The 18,139-nt window shown below is 71.7% G+C and carries 12 protein-coding genes and 1 riboswitch; of the genes, 4 read left to right on the top strand and 8 right to left on the bottom strand.

The window, feature by feature from the left end; translation table 11 throughout:
- Window positions 1-225 precede the first annotated feature (225 nt).
- The 4 genes from ABTZ91_RS26185 to ABTZ91_RS26170 form a co-directional block, all read right to left on the bottom strand.
- Window positions 226-909: a GntR family transcriptional regulator gene (locus tag ABTZ91_RS26185; protein WP_352079689.1), complete on the bottom strand. Its 684-nt coding sequence runs from the start codon at window positions 907-909 to the stop codon at window positions 226-228.
- 203 nt (window positions 910-1,112) lie between these two features.
- Window positions 1,113-1,883: a M23 family metallopeptidase gene (locus tag ABTZ91_RS26180; RefSeq protein WP_352079688.1), complete on the bottom strand. Its 771-nt coding sequence runs from the start codon at window positions 1,881-1,883 to the stop codon at window positions 1,113-1,115.
- Between the two features lie 12 nt (window positions 1,884-1,895).
- Window positions 1,896-2,061, bottom strand: a riboswitch (cyclic di-AMP (ydaO/yuaA leader).
- 202 nt (window positions 2,062-2,263) lie between these two features.
- Window positions 2,264-3,631 carry a pitrilysin family protein gene (locus ABTZ91_RS26175; RefSeq protein WP_352079693.1) on the bottom strand — a complete coding sequence of 456 codons (1,368 nt, stop codon included), beginning with the start codon at window positions 3,629-3,631 and terminating at the stop codon, window positions 2,264-2,266.
- A gap of 26 nt (window positions 3,632-3,657) precedes the next feature.
- On the bottom strand, window positions 3,658-5,004 hold the full coding sequence (locus ABTZ91_RS26170) for a pitrilysin family protein (protein ID WP_352079687.1): 1,347 nt from the start codon (window positions 5,002-5,004) through the stop codon (window positions 3,658-3,660).
- 181 nt (window positions 5,005-5,185) lie between these two features.
- On the opposite strand from ABTZ91_RS26170, the gene ABTZ91_RS26165 reads away from it, so the two are divergent.
- Together ABTZ91_RS26165 and ABTZ91_RS26160 are read left to right on the top strand one after the other, a co-directional pair.
- Window positions 5,186-7,645 (top strand): DNA topoisomerase IV subunit A, encoded by a 2,460-nt coding sequence (locus tag ABTZ91_RS26165; RefSeq protein WP_352079686.1) that lies wholly within the window; start codon window positions 5,186-5,188, stop codon window positions 7,643-7,645.
- 187 nt (window positions 7,646-7,832) lie between these two features.
- Complete coding sequence (locus ABTZ91_RS26160; RefSeq protein ID WP_352079685.1) at window positions 7,833-9,638, top strand: DUF262 domain-containing protein; 1,806 nt, start codon at window positions 7,833-7,835, stop codon at window positions 9,636-9,638.
- A 20-nt stretch (window positions 9,639-9,658) separates the two neighbouring features.
- Here the strand turns inward: ABTZ91_RS26160 and ABTZ91_RS26155 are convergent, their stop codons facing one another.
- Complete coding sequence (locus ABTZ91_RS26155; RefSeq protein ID WP_352079684.1) at window positions 9,659-10,717, bottom strand: GTP-binding protein; 1,059 nt, start codon at window positions 10,715-10,717, stop codon at window positions 9,659-9,661.
- A 209-nt stretch (window positions 10,718-10,926) separates the two neighbouring features.
- On the opposite strand from ABTZ91_RS26155, the gene ABTZ91_RS26150 reads away from it, so the two are divergent.
- Window positions 10,927-12,594: a sensor histidine kinase gene (locus ABTZ91_RS26150; RefSeq protein WP_352079683.1), complete on the top strand. Its 1,668-nt coding sequence runs from the start codon at window positions 10,927-10,929 to the stop codon at window positions 12,592-12,594.
- Window positions 12,591-13,283, top strand: a complete 693-nt coding sequence (locus ABTZ91_RS26145) for a response regulator (RefSeq protein ID WP_352079682.1) — start codon at window positions 12,591-12,593, stop codon at window positions 13,281-13,283. Before ABTZ91_RS26150 ends, ABTZ91_RS26145 begins: the two co-directional genes overlap by 4 nt.
- Before the next feature lie 204 nt (window positions 13,284-13,487).
- On the opposite strand, the gene ABTZ91_RS26140 is transcribed toward ABTZ91_RS26145, so the two are convergent.
- The 3 genes from ABTZ91_RS26140 to ABTZ91_RS26130 all read right to left on the bottom strand — a co-directional run bounded on the left by ABTZ91_RS26140 (window position 13,488) and on the right by ABTZ91_RS26130 (window position 17,993).
- The gene (locus tag ABTZ91_RS26140) at window positions 13,488-15,080 is read right to left on the bottom strand and encodes a cation acetate symporter (protein ID WP_352079681.1); all 1,593 of its coding nucleotides are present in this window, start codon (window positions 15,078-15,080) and stop codon (window positions 13,488-13,490) included.
- Entirely contained in the window at window positions 15,077-15,631 is a 555-nt protein-coding gene (locus tag ABTZ91_RS26135; protein ID WP_352079680.1) for a DUF485 domain-containing protein, read from the bottom strand. Before ABTZ91_RS26135 ends, ABTZ91_RS26140 begins: the two co-directional genes overlap by 4 nt.
- A gap of 244 nt (window positions 15,632-15,875) precedes the next feature.
- Window positions 15,876-17,993, bottom strand: a complete 2,118-nt coding sequence (locus ABTZ91_RS26130; RefSeq protein WP_352079679.1) for a DNA topoisomerase IV subunit B — start codon at window positions 17,991-17,993, stop codon at window positions 15,876-15,878.
- Between the last annotated feature and the right edge of the window lie 146 nt (window positions 17,994-18,139).

Genomic DNA, 18,139 nt, shown 5'->3' with positions numbered 1-18,139 from the left:
TCACCCGCTACCGCCCCCTCGCTGTTCAAGGCGGGGCGGCGTCCGCCGGAATTCCGGCGGACGCGGCCCTTCGTTTCCGGACCAGGAGAACACGGTCCCCCGCGCATCACGTCGCCGACAATTCCACGGAAACGACAAAGCAGCGGTGACGACAGAGAAAGAACAGCTGCGGGCAGCACGAAATAGACCCGGGAATTCCTTCCCTCTTTGTATACGGCCTCCGTGTTAATTCCGCCGGCCCGCGATGTTGACGACATGTTGCGAAACCCTCACGCGTGACCGCTCGGGCCGTTTCAGCCGGTGCTGCGGCAGGGCGTGCTCCACGTGCAGGGCGGTCAGCGCCCGGGCCCGTTCGGCGTCCCCGCGTGCCACGGCGTCGACGATCGCCCCGTGCTCGGCCCAGGACTCCACGGGCCGGACGGCCGGCTCGACCGCGTACATCCAGGCGATCTTGTGTCGCAGCTGGGTGAGCAGCGCCGTGAGCGGCGGGCTGCCGGAGGCCTGCGCCAGGGTCTCGTGGAACCAGCCGCCCAGCGAGGCCAGGTCCTCGCCCCGGCCGCCCCTGGCGCGCTCCTGCCCCAGTCGGACCAGGCCGCGCAGCACCTTCAGGTGGGCGTCGGTGCGCCGCTGCGCGGCCCGGGCGGCGCCCAGCGGTTCGAGCAGGGACCGCATCTCCAGCAGGTCGGCCGCCTCCCGCTCGGTGGGCTCGGCGACATGGGCGCCGGCATGGCGGCGCGTGACCACGAAGCCCTCGGACTCCAGGGTGCGCAGCGCCTCGCGGACCGGGACCCGGGAGACCCCGTAGCGGCGGGCGAGCTGTTCCTCCGTGAGCCGGGCGCCCCGCTCGAACACTCCGGCGACGATGTCGTCCCGGATCGCCGTGCATACCGAGTGCGCGGGAATGCGCATGTCCGACCTCCCGTTGATCCGCGCGAAACCCCATCGAGCGGCTCTTGTTCCGGCGACTCTATTGCAGGACGCCGGAATTTCCGATGCCGCCCGGCAATTCGGGAACGAAAAAGGCCCCGGCTCGCAGGAGCCGGGGCCTTTTCTGTCGCGTCGGCCGCGTCGGGCGCACCCGTTCGCGCCGGTCGTATCGGCGGGTCCGTCGGTCAGACGTTGACGCCGCGGGCGCGGAGGTAGGAGATCGGGTTGATGTCCGAGCCGTACTCGGCGCTGGTGCGCGCCTCGAAGTGGAGGTGCGGGCCGGTGGAGTTGCCGGAGTTGCCGGAGACACCGATCTGCTCGCCGGGGGTGACCTTCTGGCCGACGTACACGTTGATCGCCGAGAGGTGGCCGTACTGGGTGTACGTGCCGTCGTGCATCCGGATGACGATGTTGTTGCCGTACGCGCCGCCCCAGCCGGCCTCGACGACGGTGCCGGAGCCGACGGAGACGACCTTGCTGCCGTAGGAGGCGTGGAAGTCGATGCCGGAGTGGCTGCCGGAGGACCAGAGCGAGCCGCCGGTCTTGTAGCCGGTGGACACGTACGTGCCGGCGACGGGGAGCTGGAAGGAGTTCAGGCGCTTGCGCTCGGCCTCGCGGGCGGCGCGCTCCTTGGCCGCGCGGGCCTCCTTGGCGCGGGCCTCGGCCTTGCGCTTCGCCTCGGCGGCGGCCTTGGCCCGGGCGGCGGCCTCGTAGGCCTCCTCCTCCTGGGCGGCGGCCTGGGCGTCGACCCGCTCGGCGAGGGACTCCTCGGTGATCACCTGGGTGAGACCGGTGTCCTCGGGAGAGGGTTCCTCCGTGTCGGCGGCGAACGCCGGGGAGGCGAGGGTGCCGATGACGCCGGTGGTGGCGAGCGTCGCCACGCCGGCGATGCCGGCGCCGCGGCGCGCCAGTCGGCTCGGACCACGATGCTTCCCGGTGGCACGGGTGAACGCCATGTAGTGGCTGATCCTTTCCTTCCCTCTCGCCTACCGGGTTAGCTGACGGGTTCGGAGCAGGAAGGTCTCCTACGGGCCCCTCCGCGCGGAGCGAAGGCGTCCGATTCACCCCAGGGACTGCGTGCGGGTCCCCGGCTCCCCAGGCTCGCGCCTTGCGGGGACTCGGCGATGACTGTCCGTTGCCGCGGATGCGGCGTGGTGCGACGGCCGGACAGCCGGGTCGACGCTAGGCGGATCTTCATCCGATCGGCAAACAGACGCGGTCATTTGTAAGACATGCCACAGGGCATTCAGACATGATCAACGACAATACGGACATACGAGAGGACCCCGGCGAAGCAGGTCGCCGGGGTCCTCCGCCGTGCGTGACGGCGGCTCAATCAGCCGGTGACGACGCTCACTTCGCCGATGCCGAGCGCCCGCACCGGCTCCGCGATCTTCGACGCGTCACCGACGAGCACGGTCACGAGCCGGTCCACCGGGAAGGCGTTGACCACGGCCGCGGTCGCCTCCACCGTGCCCGTCTCGGCCAGTCGCGCGTACAACTGCGCCTGGTAGTCGTCCGGGAGGTGCTGCTCGACCTGGTCGGCGAGGGTGCCCGCCACGGAGGCGGCCGTCTCGTACTTGAGCGGGGCGACCCCCACCAGGTTCTGCACGGCGACGTCCCGCTCGGCGTCGGTCAGTCCCTCGGCGGCGAGGGTGCGCAGCACCTTCCACAGGTCGTCAAGGGCCGGACCGGTGTTGGGGGTGTCGACGGAGCCGCTGATGGCGAGCATGGAGGCGCCGTTGCCCTTGCCGTCGGAGCGCAGCACCTGGCCGAAGGCCCGCACGCCGTACGTGTATCCCTTCTCCTCGCGCAGCACGCGGTCCAGCCGGGAGGTGAGGGTGCCGCCGAGGCAGTACGTGCCGAGCACCTGGGCCGGCCAGACGCGGTCGTGGCGGTCGGCGCCGACGCGGCCGATGAGCAGCTGCGTCTGGACGGCGCCGGGGCGGTCCACGATGACGACCCGGCCGGTGTCGTCGGCCGTGATCGGCGGCATGGGGCGGGGCGCGGCCGGCGCGCCCGTCCAGGCGCCGAGGGTGTCGTCGAGGACCTTGTCCAGGTCGACGCCGGTGAGGTCGCCGACGACCACGGCGGTGGCCGCGGTCGGCCGCACGTGCGCGTCGAAGAAGGCGCGGACGGCGGCGGCGTCGATCGCGCCGACGGTCTCCTCGGTGCCCTGGCGCGGCCGGGACATCCGGGACGAGGCCGGGAACAGCTCCTTGGAGAGCTGCTTGGCGGCGCGGCGGGCGGGGTTGGCCGTCTCGTGGGGGATCTCGTCGAGCCGGTTGCGCACCAGGCGCTCGATCTCGCTCTCGGCGAAGGCCGGGGCGATCAGGGCCTCGGAGAGCAGGCCGAGCGCCTTGGGCAGCCGGGAGACCGGGACCTCCAGGGAGACCCGTACACCGGGGTGGTCCGCGTGCGCGTCGAGGGTGGCGCCGCAGCGCTCGAGCTCGGCGGCGAACTCCTCGGCGCTGTGCTGGTCGGTGCCCTCGGACAGGGCCCGCGCCATGATGGTGGCGACGCCGTCGAGGCCCTCGGGCTCGGCGTCGAGCGGGGCGTCGAGGACGATCTCGACGGCCACCACCTGCTGTCCGGGGCGGTGGCAGCGCAGCACGGTCAGGCCGTTGTCGAGCGCGCCGCGCTCCGGGGCGGGGAACGCCCAGGGCTTGGCCTCGCCCGGCCGGGGCTGCGGGTGGAAGGTCATGCTCGTCAAAGACGCGGCAGCGTCGGTCACTGGTCCGCTCCCTCTTCCTCGTCGCTGTCGCTCTGTTCGCCGGTCACCGGCTCGTAGACCAGGACGGCTCGGTTGTCCGGGCGCAGCCGGGCCGCGGCGACCTCGCGCACCTCGTCGGCGGTGACGTCGAGGACCCGGTTCACGGCGGTCAGGGCGAGCTGCGGGTCGCCGAACAGCACCGCGTACCGGCACAGTTCGTCGGCGCGGCCCGCGACCGTGCCGAGCCGGTCCAGCCACTCGCGCTCCAGCTGGGCCTGGGCGCGCTCCATCTCCTCGGGCGTCGGTCCGTCGGCGGCGAAGCGGGCGAGCTCCTCGTCGACGGCGGCCTCGATCCGCGGCACCTCGACGCCACCGGAGGTCTTGACGTCCAGCCAGCCCAGCGAGGGCGCTCCGGCCAGGCGCAGCAGGCCGAAGCCGGCGGCGACGGCCGTGCGGTCGCGGCGGACCAGGCGGTTGTGGAGGCGGGAGGACTCACCGCCGCCGAGGATGGTCAGGGCGAGGTCGGCCGCGTCGCACGCGCGGGTGCCGTCGTGCGGGAGCCGGTAGGCGGCCATCAGCGCGCGGGCCGGGACCTCCTCCTCGACGACCTCGCGCAGCTGCCCGCCGATGACGTCGGGCAGCGAGCCGTCGCGCGGCTCGGGCTTGCCGTCGTGGGCCGGGATGGAGCCGAAGTACTTCTCGACCCAGGCGAGGGTCTGCTGCGGATCGATGTCGCCGACGACCGACAGCACCGCGTTGTTCGGCGCGTAGTAGGTACGGAAGAAGTTCCGGGCGTCTTCCAGGGTGGCGGCGTCCAGGTCGGCCATCGAGCCGATCGGCGTGTGGTGGTACGGGTGGCCCTCGGGGTACGCGAGGGCGGTCAGCCGCTCGAAGGCGGTGCCGTACGGCACGTTGTCGTAGCGCTGGCGGCGCTCGTTCTTGACGACGTCCCGCTGGTTCTCCATGGACTCGTCGTCCAGGGCCGCGAGCAGCGAGCCCATGCGGTCGGCCTCCAGCCAGAGCGCCAGCTCCAGCTGGTGCGCGGGCATGGTCTCGAAGTAGTTGGTGCGCTCGAAGCTCGTCGTGCCGTTGAGCGAGCCCCCGGCGCCCTGGACCAGCTCGAAGTGGCCGTTGCCGTGGACCTGCTTCGACCCCTGGAACATCAGGTGCTCGAAGAGGTGGGCGAGGCCGGTGCGGCCCTTCACCTCGTGGCGCGAGCCGACGTCGTACCAGAGGCAGACCGCGGCGACCGGGGTCAGGTGGTCCTCGGAGAGCACCACGCGCAGGCCGTTGGACAGCCGGTGCTCGGTCGCTGTCAGGCCGCCGGAGCCGGCTTCGGCCGTGGCCGTGTGACCCATGGGCATGTACGTCCCTTCGATCGCGATGTGGAAAAGTCCTGCCACTGTATGCAAGCGCGCCGACACCTGGCGAAGTTCCCGCCCGTCTCGGATGTCCCTCTTCCGGGTCGCGGTCGGCGTTGTCGGTGGCACGGTCCACAATGGTCCGCGTCAGATCAACCATGTTGGTGAAGGAGCCGCAGCCGCGATGGCCCGCCGCAGCACGAAGACACCGCCGCCGGACGACGCGTTCGAGGAGCGAATCCTCGACATCGACGTCGTTGACGAGATGCAGGGCTCCTTCCTCGAGTACGCGTACTCGGTGATCTACTCCCGCGCGCTGCCCGACGCCCGCGACGGCATGAAGCCGGTGCAGCGGCGCATCGTCTACCAGATGAACGAGATGGGGCTGCGGCCCGACCGCGGCTTCGTGAAGTGCGCCCGGGTCGTCGGCGAGGTGATGGGCAAGCTGCACCCGCACGGCGACGCGTCGATCTACGACGCGATGGTCCGCATGGCACAGCCCTTCTCCATGCGGCTGCCGCTCGTCGACGGCCACGGCAACTTCGGCTCCCTCGGCAACGACGACCCGCCGGCCGCCATGCGGTACACGGAGTCGCGGATGGCGCCGGCCGCGCTGCTGATGACGGAGTCCATCGACGAGGACACCGTCGACTTCGCGCCGAACTACGACGGCCAGGAGCGGGAGCCGGTCGCGCTCCCCGCCGCGTATCCGAACCTGCTCGTCAACGGCGCCTCGGGCATCGCGGTCGGCATGGCGACCAACATGCCCCCGCACAACCTGGGCGAGGTCGTCGCGGCCGCCCGCCACCTGATCCGGCACCCGAACGCGGACCTGGAGGCGCTGATGCGCTTCGTGCCGGGTCCCGACCTGCCCACGGGCGGCCGGATCGTCGGCCTGTCCGGCATCAAGGACGCGTACGAGACGGGCCGCGGCACCTTCAAGATCCGCGCGACGGCCACCGTGGAGAACGTGACGGCGCGCCGCAAGGGCATCGTCGTGACCGAACTGCCCTTCACGGTCGGCCCCGAGAAGGTCATCGCCAAGATCAAGGACCTGGTGGGCTCCAAGAAGCTCCAGGGCATCGCCGACGTCAAGGACCTCACCGACCGCAACCACGGCCTGCGCCTGGTCATCGAGGTGAAGAACGGCTTCGTGCCGGAGGCGGTCCTCGAGCAGCTCTACAAGCTGACGCCGATGGAGGAGTCCTTCGGCATCAACAACGTGGCGCTGGTCGACGGCCAGCCGCTCACGCTCGGCCTCAAGGAGCTCCTGGAGGTCTATCTCGACCACCGCTTCGACGTCGTCCGTCGGCGCTCCGAGTTCCGGCGGACCAAGAAGCGCGACCGGCTCCACCTGGTGGAGGGCCTGCTCGTCGCGCTCCTCGACATCGACGAGGTCATCCGGCTGATCCGGGAGAGCGAGAACTCGGCGGAGGCCAAGGAGCGCCTGATGGAGCGCTTCTCGCTGAGCGAGATCCAGACGCAGTACATCCTGGACACCCCGCTGCGCCGGCTCACCAAGTTCGACCGGATCGAGCTGGAGAGCGAGCGCGACCGCCTCAACGGCGAGATCGACGAGCTGACGAAGATCCTGGAGTCCGACGCGGAGCTGCGCAAGCTGGTCTCGGCGGAGCTGGCGGCGGTCGCGAAGAAGTTCGCCACCGAACGGCGCACGGTGCTCCTGGAGTCGGCGGGCGCGCCGGTGACGGCGGTCTCCCTGGAGGTCGCGGACGACCCGTGCCGGGTGCTGCTGTCGTCGACCGGTCTGCTGGCCCGTACGGTCACCGAGCAGCTTCCGGCCGTGCAGGACGGCAAGCGTGCCAAGCACGACGTGATCGTCTCCGCGGTCCCGGCGACCCAGCGTGGTGACGTCGGCGTGGTGACCTCGGCGGCCCGGCTGCTGCGGATCGCGGTCATCGACCTGCCGCAGCTGCCCGACACGGCGAACGCGCCGACGCTGGCGGGCGGCGCGCCGCTGGCGGAGTTCGTCTCCCTGGAGGCGGACGAGACGGTGGTCTGCCTGACCACGCTGGAGGAGGCCTCGCCCGGCCTGGCGCTCGGCACGCTGCAGGGCGTGGTGAAGCGCGTGGTGCCGGACTATCCGGCGAACAAGGAAGAGCTGGAGGTCATCACCCTCAAGGAGGGCGACCGGATCGTCGGCGCGACCGAGCTGCGCACGGGCGAGGAGGACCTGGTCTTCATCACCTCCGACGCCCAGCTGCTGCGGTATCCGGCCTCCCAGGTGCGGCCGCAGGGCCGTCCCGCCGGCGGCATGGCCGGCATCAAGCTGTCGGCGGGCGCCGAGGTGATCTCCTTCACCGCGGTGGACCCGGCGGCGGACGCGGTCGTGTTCACGGTGGCCGGCTCCTCCGGCACCCTCACCGGCGCGGCGCCGACCTCCGCCAAGCTCACGCCCTTCGACCAGTACCCGCGCAAGGGCCGCGCGACCGGCGGCGTCCGCTGCCAGCGCTTCCTGAAGGGCGAGGACGTCCTGCTCCTCGCCTGGGCGGGCCCGACCCCGGCCCGCGCCGCCCAGAAGAACGGCACCCCGGTCGACCTCCCCGAGCCCGACCCGCGCCGCGACGGCTCGGGCACGCCACTGGCGAAGCCGGTCGACGTGGTGGCGGGGCCGCCCGCTTCCTGACCCCGCGGCGCCCCCCATGCCCCCCGCCGAGCCCGGCCGAACGGCCGCGGCCGGCGGGGGTCGCGCCGATGTCGCACGGTGTCGACCTGCGCAAACGCCGGACGCGCGGCGGGGAGGCCCGATAGCCTCGGCCCGAAGATCAGCCGGGCCCGCCCGGCGGATCCGTGCCGAGCAGAGGAAGGCCGCGTTGACGGACGAAGCATTCAGCATCGACAAGCGCCCGCTGCGGGATCTGCTGCGGCAGGTCGAGGACGGCAGGGCGCAGCTGCCCGAGTTCCAGCGGGGCTGGGTGTGGCCGCATCCGAACATCACCGCGCTGCTCGCCTCGGTCTCCCAGGGTTTCCCGGTCGGCACGGTCATGACGCTTCAGTCCGGCGGCGACGTCCGCTTCAAGCACCGGCCCATCGAGGGCGCCACCCCTCCCCCGGGTACGGAGCCGGAGACGCTGGTCCTCGACGGCCAGCAGCGGCTCACCTCGCTCTTCCAGTCGATCCGGCTGGGACGGCCGGTGGAGACCCAGGACGTGCGCAAGCAGCGTGTGTCCGGCTGGTTCTACGCCGACATGCGCGCGGTCCTGGACGGACAGACCGACCGTGAGGACGCCATCCGCTTCCTGCCGAAGGACAGGATGGTCCGGAACTTCCGCGGCGAGGTGCTGGAGGACTACTCGACTCCGGAGAAGGAGTACGAGGCGCACCTCTTCCCGCTGCGGTACGTCATGAATCCCCGCGACTGGGAGTCGGGCTACCAGGATTTCTGGGACTTCGACAAGGAGAAGCTGCGCTTCTGGAGGGACTTCGACGAGGAGTTCGTCCGGCGCTTCGACCGCTATCAGATGCCCGTGATCTCCCTCGGCAAGAACACCGCCCGCCAGGCCGTCTGCCAGGTCTTCGAGAACGTCAACACGGGCGGCGTCTCCCTCACCGTCTTCGAGTTGCTCACGGCCACGTTCGCGGCGGACGAGTTCGATCTCAGGCGGCACTGGAAGGAAGAGGTGAAGGCCGCCTGGGAGGCACCGGAGTACCGGATCCTGAAGGACGTGTCGAACACCGACTTCCTCCAGTCGGTGACGCTGCTCGCGACCGCCGCCCGCCACGAGGAGGCCGTCACGGGCGGCGTACCGGAGGAGCGCCTGCCGCGCATCGGCTGCAAGCGCAAGGACATGCTGGAGCTCTCCCTCGACGAGTACGAGCGGTTCGCGCCGCTCGTCGTCCAGGGCTTCAAGGGCGCGGCCAAGTTCCTGCGCCAGCAGTACGTCTTCGACACCAGGTTCCTGCCGTACGGCACCCAGCTCATCCCGCTCGCCGCGATCCTGGCGCAGGCGGGACAGGACGCGCAGAGCGCGGGAGCGCAAGCCAAGCTCGCCCGCTGGTACTGGTGCGGGGTCTTCGGCGAGCTCTACGGAGGCTCGACGGAGACCCGGTTCAGCCATGATCTGCCGGACGTCGTCGGCTGGATACGGGGCACCTCCGGCGAGCCGCGCACCGTGGAGACGGCCCAGTTCGCACCCGGCCGGCTGCTGACCCTGCGGACCCGGAACAGCGCCGCGTACAAGGGCATCTACGCACTGCTCCTCAAGGCCGGGGCCATGGACTGGCGCACCGGGGAGAAGGCCGAGATCACCGGCTACTTCGACGAGTCGATCGACATCCACCACATCTTCCCCAAGGCGTGGTGTCATGCGGAGGGCAAGGATCCGGACCTGTACAACTCGATCGTCAACAAGACCCCGCTGACCGCCCGCACCAACCGGATCATCGGCGGCAACGCACCGTCCGACTACCTGGTGAAGCTCGCGAAGAGCGCGGAGACCACGGCCGAGCAGGTGCAGAGCCACATCCGGTCCCATCTGGCCGCTCCGGAGCACATGGCGACGGACGACTTCCCCGCATTCTTCGCCGCCCGGAAGGCCGCTCTCCTGGGGCGGGTCGCAGCGGAGATGGGCAAGAACATCGCCGACGATCTCGTGGAGTACGCGGACGCCGCCGGTTGAGCGGACGGTTTCGCGGGCGCTCAGGGGGCGTCGGTGTCGGGCTCGTCCTCCGTGCCGGGTACGTACCGGAGCACTCCCCACATGCTGGTTTCGTCGGGGGCGTCCTGCGGGCCGCTTTGTTCGCAGGCGGCGAGCTCCTTGCGGAGGGTGGCCGTGTCGGTGCCGGAGCCGATGAGGACGAGCTGGGTGAGGCGTTCCTCGTCGGCGGGCCAGGGCTCGGGGTAGAAGCGCAGGAAGCGGCCGACGGCGTGGACGCCGTAGCGGTTGGCCGGGTCGGCGGGGCCGAAGTCGACGAAGCCCTTGATGCGGTAGAGGCCCTCGGGGCGTGAGTCGAGGAATGCCATCAGGCGGCGCGGGTGGAGCGGGGTGGAGGTCGCCAGCGAGACGGTCTCGTAGGCCGCGTGCGGGTGGGCGTGGTCCTCGTCCTCGGGGCCGTACAGGATGTCCTCGATCGACATCTGGCCGGTGATCTCGCCCTCGGGGACGACCCGGTCGAAGAGCAGTTCCGGGTCGACGCGACCCTGGACGGCCTCGACCACGGCCGCCCGCCCGGCGAGGGCCGTGACCGTCTCCCGTACGGTACGGAGCTCCTCGGGCGCCACCCGGTCGATCTTGTTCACGACGACGAGGTCGGCGGCGGCGAGGTGGCGGTCGGTCTCCGGGTGGCGGGAACGGGTGGACGCGAACTCGGCCGCGTCGACCACCTCGATCAGCCCGCCGTACACGGTCCGCTCGTTGTCACTGGCCAGCACCATGCGGACGAGCTCCTGCGGCTCGGCGAGACCACTGGCTTCGATCACGATCACGTCGAGGCGGAGCTCGGGGCGGGTCAGCACCTCCAGGTACTCGTCGAGTTCGCTCGCGTCCACGGCGCAGCACAGGCAGCCGTTGCCGAGGGAGACGGTGGAGCCGACCTGGCCGGCGACGGTCATGGCGTCGATGCCGATGTCGCCGAAGTCGTTGACCATGACCCCGATCCGCGTCCCGCGCGCGCTGCGCAGCAGATGGTTGAGCAGGGTCGTCTTCCCCGCCCCGAGAAACCCGGCCAGGACGACGACGGGGATCTGCTGGGTGGTCAAGGGTGATGCCTCCGGGGCCGTCGGTGGTACGTACGTCGACACGTCGGTTCGTCGCTGTGTCGCTGTGTCGCTGTGTGATGGTGTCGCCGCCACGGGCGGTGACCGCGCCGGCGAAGCCCCAGGATAGGCAGACCGCCCCGGTGGTCGGCCCCGGTGGTCGGGCCGGCGACATTTCCGGTCGGCGCCCTCCTCCCCGTACCGTTTCCGCCATGAGCCCCGCACCCTCCTCCCCCGCGCGGCCGCCCGTCCGCCGGCGCAGGTTCGGGTGGCCGCAGCGGGTGTTCTCGCAGGTCCTGCTGATGCAGCTGGCCATCGCGACCGGTGTGACGGTGCTCGCCACGGGCCTGTTCCTCGCCCCGCTCAGCGCCCAGCTCGACGACCAGGCCATGCGCCGCGCCCTCGCCATCGCCCAGACCACCGCCTCCACGCGGGTGGCCGGCGATCTGCTGTCCACCCGTCCGTCGGCCACGGGACCGGTGCAGGCGGAGGCGGAGCGGATCCGGCGTGCGACGGGCGCCGAGTACGTGGTGGTCATGGACACGCACGGGGTGCGCTGGTCCCACACCGACCCGGCCCGCATCGGCGGGCGCGTCTCCACCGACCCGAGCGACGTGCTCGCGGGCCGCGAGGTGATGGAGATCGACAGCGGCACCCTGGGCCGCTCCGCCCGGGGCAAGGCCCCGCTGCGCGACAGGCGCGGGGAGATCGTCGGCGCGGTCTCGGTGGGCATCGAGTACGACAGCGTCCGCGACCGGCTCGTCGCCGCGATCCCGGGTCTCCTCCGCTACGCCGGCGGCGCCCTCGCGGCGGGCGCGCTCGCCGCGTACCTGATCTCACGGCGGCTGCAGCGGCAGACGCACGACCTGGCCTTCTCCGACATCTCGGCGCTGCTCGCCGAGCGCGAGGCGATGCTGCACGGCATCCGCGAGGGCGTGGTGGCCCTCGACCGCACCGGCAGGATCCGGCTGATGAACGACGAGGCCCAGCGGCTGCTCGGGCTCGGCCCCGAGGCCACCGGCCGGCCGCTCGACGAGGTCCTGGGCTCGGGTCGTACCGCCGACGTCCTCGCCGGCCGCGCGACCGGCGAGGACCTGGTGACCGTACGGGGCAGCCGGGTGCTCATCGCCAACCGGATGCCGACGGACGACGGAGGCGCCGTCGCCACCCTGCGCGACCGCACCGAACTGGAGCGGCTCGGCCGGGAGCTGGACTCCACCCGCGGCCTCATCGACGCCCTGCGCGCCCAGGACCACGAGCACGCCAACCGGCTGCACACGCTCCTCGGCCTGCTGGAACTGGAGATGTACGAGGACGCCGCCGCCTTCGTCACCGAGGTGGTCGGCGTCCACCGCGCCACCGCCGAGCAGGTCACCGAGAAAGTCCACGACCCGCTGGTCGCCGCGCTCCTGGTCGGCAAGGCCACCGTCGCCGCCGAGCGGGGCGTCTCGCTGCGCGTCGCGCCCGGGTCGCTGCTCCCCGACCGGCTCGTCGACCCGCGGGAGCTGGTCACGGTGGTCGGCAACCTCGTCGACAACGCCTTGGACGCCGCCTCCGGCACCCTCCACGCGCGCGTGGAGGTGGATCTGCGGGCCGAGGGCCGCACGGTCGTGCTGCGCGTCACGGACAGCGGTGCGGGCGTGCCGGAGGAGCACCGCGAGCTGATCTTCACCGAGGGCTGGACCACCAAGGAGCCGCCGGCGCACGGCAAGCGCGGTCTGGGGCTCCCCCTGGTGCGCCGGCTCGCGGAGCGCCGGGGCGGCAGCGCCCGGGTGGGGACGGGGGCGGACGGCGGCGCCGAGTTCACCGTGGTCCTGCCGGAGGCGCTGAGCGCGGCGGACGACGAGCTCGCCCCCGTGTCCGCGCAGGAGGCCCGATGATCGGCGTCCTGGTGGTCGACGACGACGTACGGGTCGCGCGGGTCAACGCCGCGTACGTGGCCAAGGTGCCGGACTTCCGTGTGGTCGGGGTCGCCCACTCGGCGGCCGAGGCCCTGGCCCGGCTCGCGGAGGCGGAGCCGCCGGTGGACCTCGTGCTGCTCGACCACTATCTGCCGGACGGCAACGGGCTCGCGGTCGTACGGGAGCTGCGCGCCCTCGGCCGGCAGTGCGACGTGATCATGGTGACCGCGGCCCGTGATGTCGCGACCGTGCAGGCCGCGATGCGGCACGGAGCCTTGCAGTACCTGGTCAAGCCCTTCGGCTTCGCCGGGCTGCGCGCCAAACTGGAGGCGTACGCGGCGCTGCGGCGCACCCTCGACGGCGGCGGCGAGGCGGAACAGGCCGAGGTGGACCGGATCTTCGGGGCGCTGTCGGCCGGCTCGGCGGAGCCGGACCTGCCGAAGGGGCACTCGCCGACGACGGCGGAGCTGGTGCGACAGGTGCTGCTCGGGGCGGACGGGCCGCTGTCGGCACAGGAGATCGCCGAGCGGGCGGGGGTGAGCCGGCAGACCGCCCAGCGCTATCTGAAGCTCCTGGAGCGAGCCGGCCGGGTGCGGCTCTCGCTCAGGTACGGCGAGACGGGCCGCCCCGAGCACCGGTACGCCTGGGTGAACTCGGCCGCCGGCTGACCGGGCGTGAGGTCTCCGGGGCCGGGCCGAAAGGACCGGGCCCGGGGGGCGAGGGCCGGGGAGGCGAGGGCCGGGGGCCGGGGAGGCGAGGGCCGGGGGCCGGGGGCCGGGAGCAGGAGTCCAGGGCCGGACACACGTCTCCAGGCCCCTTCGGCGAGGCTCCGCCCTCGCCACTCGCCCTCGCCCCCCTGCCGTTCCCCCTCGTCACACCGCGCCCGCCCCCGTCAGCGCCCGTACCTCGGTCTCGGCGTGCCGGGCCTCGTCCGGCGGCTCGGGCGAGGTGACGGTGCCGAGCCAGCCCGCGAGGAAACCGAGCGGGATGGACAGCAGACCCGGGTTCTGCAGCGGGAAGAGCTGGAAGTCGACGCCGGGGAAGAGGGCGTCGGGGCTGCCGGAGACGACCGGCGAGACCACCACGAGCAGAACGGCGGGGACGAGGCCACCGTAGACCGACCAGACCGCTCCGCGGGTGGTGAACCTGCGCCAGAACAGCGAGTAGAGCAGCACGGGCAGGTTCGCGGAGGCGGCGACCGCGAAGGCGAGGCCGACGAGGAAGGCCACGTTGAGGTCGCGGGCGAGCAGGCCGAGGCCGATGGCCGCCACGCCGATCCCGGCGGCGGCGAGCCGGGCGACGGTCACCTCGCTGTACTGCTTGCCGTGACGGCGGCGCAGCGAGGCGTACAGGTCGTGGGCGACGGAGGTGGAGGAGGCGAGGGTGATGCCGGCGACGACGGCCAGGATGGTGGCGAAGGCGACGGCGGCGACGACGGCGAAGAGGACCGTGCCGCCCGTGGAGCCCGCTCCGCCGCCGAGGTCGAGGGCGAGCAGCGGTACGGCGGTGTTGCCGGCGCTGTTGGAGGCGCGGACGGCGTCGGGGCCGACCAGGGCGGCCGCGCCGAAGCCGAGCACGATCGTCATCAGGTAGAAGCCGCCGATGAGGCCGATGGCCCAGACGACGGACCGCCGGGCCGCCCGGGCGGTGGGCACGGTGTAGAAGCGGGACAGGATGTGCGGGAGTCCGGCCGTGCCGAGGACGAGGGCGATGCCGAGGCTGACGAAGTCGGCGCGGGCGGTCCAGTCGCCGCCGTAGCGCAGGCCGGGGGCGAGGAAGTCCCGGCCGTGGCCGCTGTGTTCGGCCGCGGTGGTGAGCAGCTGGCCGAAGTCCCCGTGGAAGCGGACCAGCACGAGGACGGTGAGGGTGATGGTGCCGGCCATGAGGAGCACGGCCTTGACGATCTGGATCCAGGTGGTGGCCCGCATGCCGCCGAGCGACACGTAGACGACCATCAGCGCGCCGACGCCGATCACCGTCCAGGAGCGGGCGGCTTCGCTGGTGCCGCCGAGCAGCAGGGCGACGAGGCTGCCGGCGCCGACCATCTGGGCGACCAGGTAGAGCACGGACACGGTGACGGAGGAGGCTCCGGCGGCGATCCGGACCGGGCGCTCGGCCATCCGGGAGGCGATGACGTCGGCGAGGGTGAAACGGCCGCAGTTGCGGACGAGTTCCGCGACGAGCAGGAGCACGACCAGCCACGCGACCAGGAATCCGACGGAGTACAGCATGCCGTCGTAGCCGAAGAGGGCGATGAGGCCCGAGATGCCCAGGAAGGAGGCGGCGGACATGTAGTCGCCCGCGATGGCGAAGCCGTTCTCCATCGGGGAGAACAGGCGGCCTCCGGCGTAGAACTCCTCGGCCGAGCCGTGCCGGTTGCGGCTGACCCAGGTGGTGATCCCCAGGGTGACCGCGATGAAGGCGCTGAACAGCAGCAGCGCGAGGGTCTGGTGGTCTCCGGTCACCGCCGCACCCCCCGGGTCATCTCCTGGGTGTCCCAGCGCAGTTCGAGCGCGGCCCGGTCCCGGTGCCGGCGCGCGTGGCGTGCGTAGGCCCAGGTGAGCAGGAAGGTGGTGGCGAACTGGCCGAGTCCGGCGAGCATGGCGACGTTGACCGCCCCGGCGACGGGGCGGGCCATGAGGCCGGGGGCGGCGGTCGCCGCGACGACGTACGCCAGGTACCAGAGGAGGAAGGCGAGGGCGGCCGGGAAGACGAAGCGGCGGTAGCGGCTGCGCACGTCCTGGAAGGCGGGGCTGCGCTGGACTTCCAGGTAGATGTCGGCGGCGTGCTGCCGGGGCACGGTCCCGGAGAGGTGCGGGGCCGCCGTGCCGTCCCGGCCGGACACGGCGCCGTCGGGTTCGCCGCCGCCCTGCTCGTGGCCGACGGGCCCTTCGCCGTCGTGCTCGTCGCCGTTGTGCTCGTCGCCGTTGTGCTCGCCCCAGCCGGCGGCCAGCTCGTCGTACCAGGGGTCGTCGATCCCCACCGCCGCGGGGTCGCGCCCTTCCTGCTTCTCCACCGGTGAACTCTCCTTGTCAGCGAACCGTTTCGGCCGCGTGCCCAAGGATGGACAGAGCGGGAAGATCCCGGACTCTTCTCCCGTCCCTCTTCACCCCATCAGGTGACGTAATCCCCGATGCGCCTGACCGGCCCGTCCGATAGGCATATCGGGGGCCGGTCAGGGCGGTGTGCGGTGCCTCGGAGCGGCGCCACGGTGTGACGCCGGGCGCGCCGGGCGCGGCGCGGGAGGCCGTCAGGTCCCGTCAGGCGTCGATGCGGGAGCGGTCGAGGGTCGCCGCGGAGCTGGTGATGAACTCCTTGCGGGGCGCCACGTCGTTGCCCATGAGCAGGTCGAAGACCTGCTCGGCCGCCTCCAGGTCGCCGATGTTGATCCGGCGCAGGGTGCGGTGGCGCGGGTCCATGGTGGTCTCCGCCAGCTGGTCCGCGTCCATCTCGCCGAGGCCCTTGTAGCGCTGGATGGAGTCCTTGTAGCGGACGCCCTTGCGCTGGAACTCGAGCAGGGTCTGCCGCAGCTCGTTGTCCGAGTACGTGTAGACGTACTTGTCCTGGCCCTTCTTGGGCTGGACCAGCTCGATGCGGTGCAGCGGCGGCACGGCGGCGAAGACGCGGCCCTGCTCGACCATGGGGCGCATGTAGCGCTGGAAGAGGGTCAGCAGCAGCGTACGGATGTGGGAGCCGTCGACGTCGGCGTCGGTCATCATGATGACCTTCCCGTACCGGGCGGCGTCGATGTCGAAGGTGCGGCCCGAGCCCGCTCCTATGACCTGGATGATCGCTCCGCACTCGGCGTTCTTGAGCATGTCCGACACGGAGGACTTCTGGACGTTGAGGATCTTGCCGCGGATCGGCAGGAGGGCCTGGAACTCGCTGTTGCGGGCGAGCTTGGCGGTGCCGAGCGCGGAGTCTCCCTCGACGATGAAGAGCTCGCTGCGCTCGACGTCGTCGCTGCGGCAGTCGGCGAGCTTGGCGGGCAGCGAGGAGGACTCCAGAGCGGTCTTCCTGCGCTGCGCCTCCTTGTGCTGGCGGGCCGCGATCCGGGTGCGGGCGGCGGCGACGGCCTTCTCCAGGACGGCACGGGCCTGGGCCTTGGCGTCGCGCTTGGTGGAGGTCAGGAAGGCCTTGAGCTCCTTGGCCACCACGTTGGCGACGATCCGGCGGGCCGCCGAGGTGCCCAGCACCTCCTTGGTCTGGCCCTCGAACTGCGGCTCGGCGAGGCGGACGGTCACGACGGCCGTGAGGCCTTCGAGGGCGTCGTCCTTGACGATGTCGTCCTCGGCCACGCGCAGCATCTTGGTGGCGCGCAGCACCTCGTTGACCGTCTTGGTGATCGCCTGCTCGAAGCCGGAGACGTGGGTGCCGCCCTTGGGCGTGGCGATGATGTTGACGAAGGAGCGGACGGTGGTGTCGTAGCCGGTGCCCCAGCGCAGGGCGACGTCGACGCCGAGCTCGCGGGTGACCTCGGTGGGGGTCATGTGGCCGCGGTCGTCGAGGACCGGGACGGTCTCCTTGAAGGTGCCCTGTCCGGTGAGGCGCAGCACGTCGCAGACGGCCTTGTCCTGGGCGAGGAACTCGCAGAACTCGCTGATGCCGCCGTCGAAGCGGAAGGTCTCCTCGCTCTTGCCCACTCCGTCCAGGTCGCGCTCGTCGCGGACGACGATGGTGAGGCCGGGGACGAGGAAGGCGGTCTGGCGGGCGCGCTGGTGCAGCGTCTCCAGGGAGAGCTTGGCGTCCTTGAGGAAGATCTGGCGGTCCGCCCAGTACCGCACGCGCGTGCCGGTGCGGGTCTTGGGGACGCGCTTGGTCTTGCGGAGGCCGCCGGCCGGGTCGAAGGGGCTGTCGGGGCCCTGCTCGGTGAAGATGCCGGGGACGCCGCGGCGGAAGCTGATGCTGTGGGTGGAGCCGTTGCGGTCGACCTCGACGTCGAGCCGGGCGGAGAGCGCGTTCACGACGGAGGCGCCGACGCCGTGCAGACCGCCGGAGGCCGCGTACGAGCCGCCGCCGAACTTTCCGCCGGCGTGGAGCTTGGTCATGACGACCTCGACGCCCGAGAGCCCGGTCTTCGGCTCGACGTCCACGGGGATGCCGCGGCCGTTGTCGCGGACCTCGACCGAGCCGTCGTCATGGAGGACGACGTCGATGTGGTCGCAGTAGCCACCGAGGGCCTCGTCGACCGAGTTGTCGATGATCTCCCACAGGCAGTGCATCAGGCCACGGCTGTCGGTGGACCCGATGTACATGCCGGGGCGCTTGCGGACGGCTTCGAGCCCTTCGAGGACGAGCAGGTGCCGCGCGGTGTAGTTGGAACCGTCACGGTCTGCGGTCAGCAGCGCACTGGACGGCACGGACGTCTCGGCGGTCACGCGGTTCGCTCCTCGCTGAATTTGAAATCTGGCCCGGTGGGGTAAGGCCCGGCGTCGGTCACCGGTCAGAGGGTACCGATGCCTGGTAGAGGCGTTGTCACGCCACCCTCCTGATTCCTCATGCTAGTCCAGTGTCGTATGAGTGT

Source organism: Streptomyces sp. NPDC126499, assembly GCF_040302485.1.
In the GTDB taxonomy this organism is placed as follows: Bacteria; Actinomycetota; Actinomycetes; order Streptomycetales; family Streptomycetaceae; genus Streptomyces.
The sequence above is the reverse complement of the archived record's forward strand: the minus strand, read 5'-3'. Positions and strand labels throughout refer to the sequence as shown.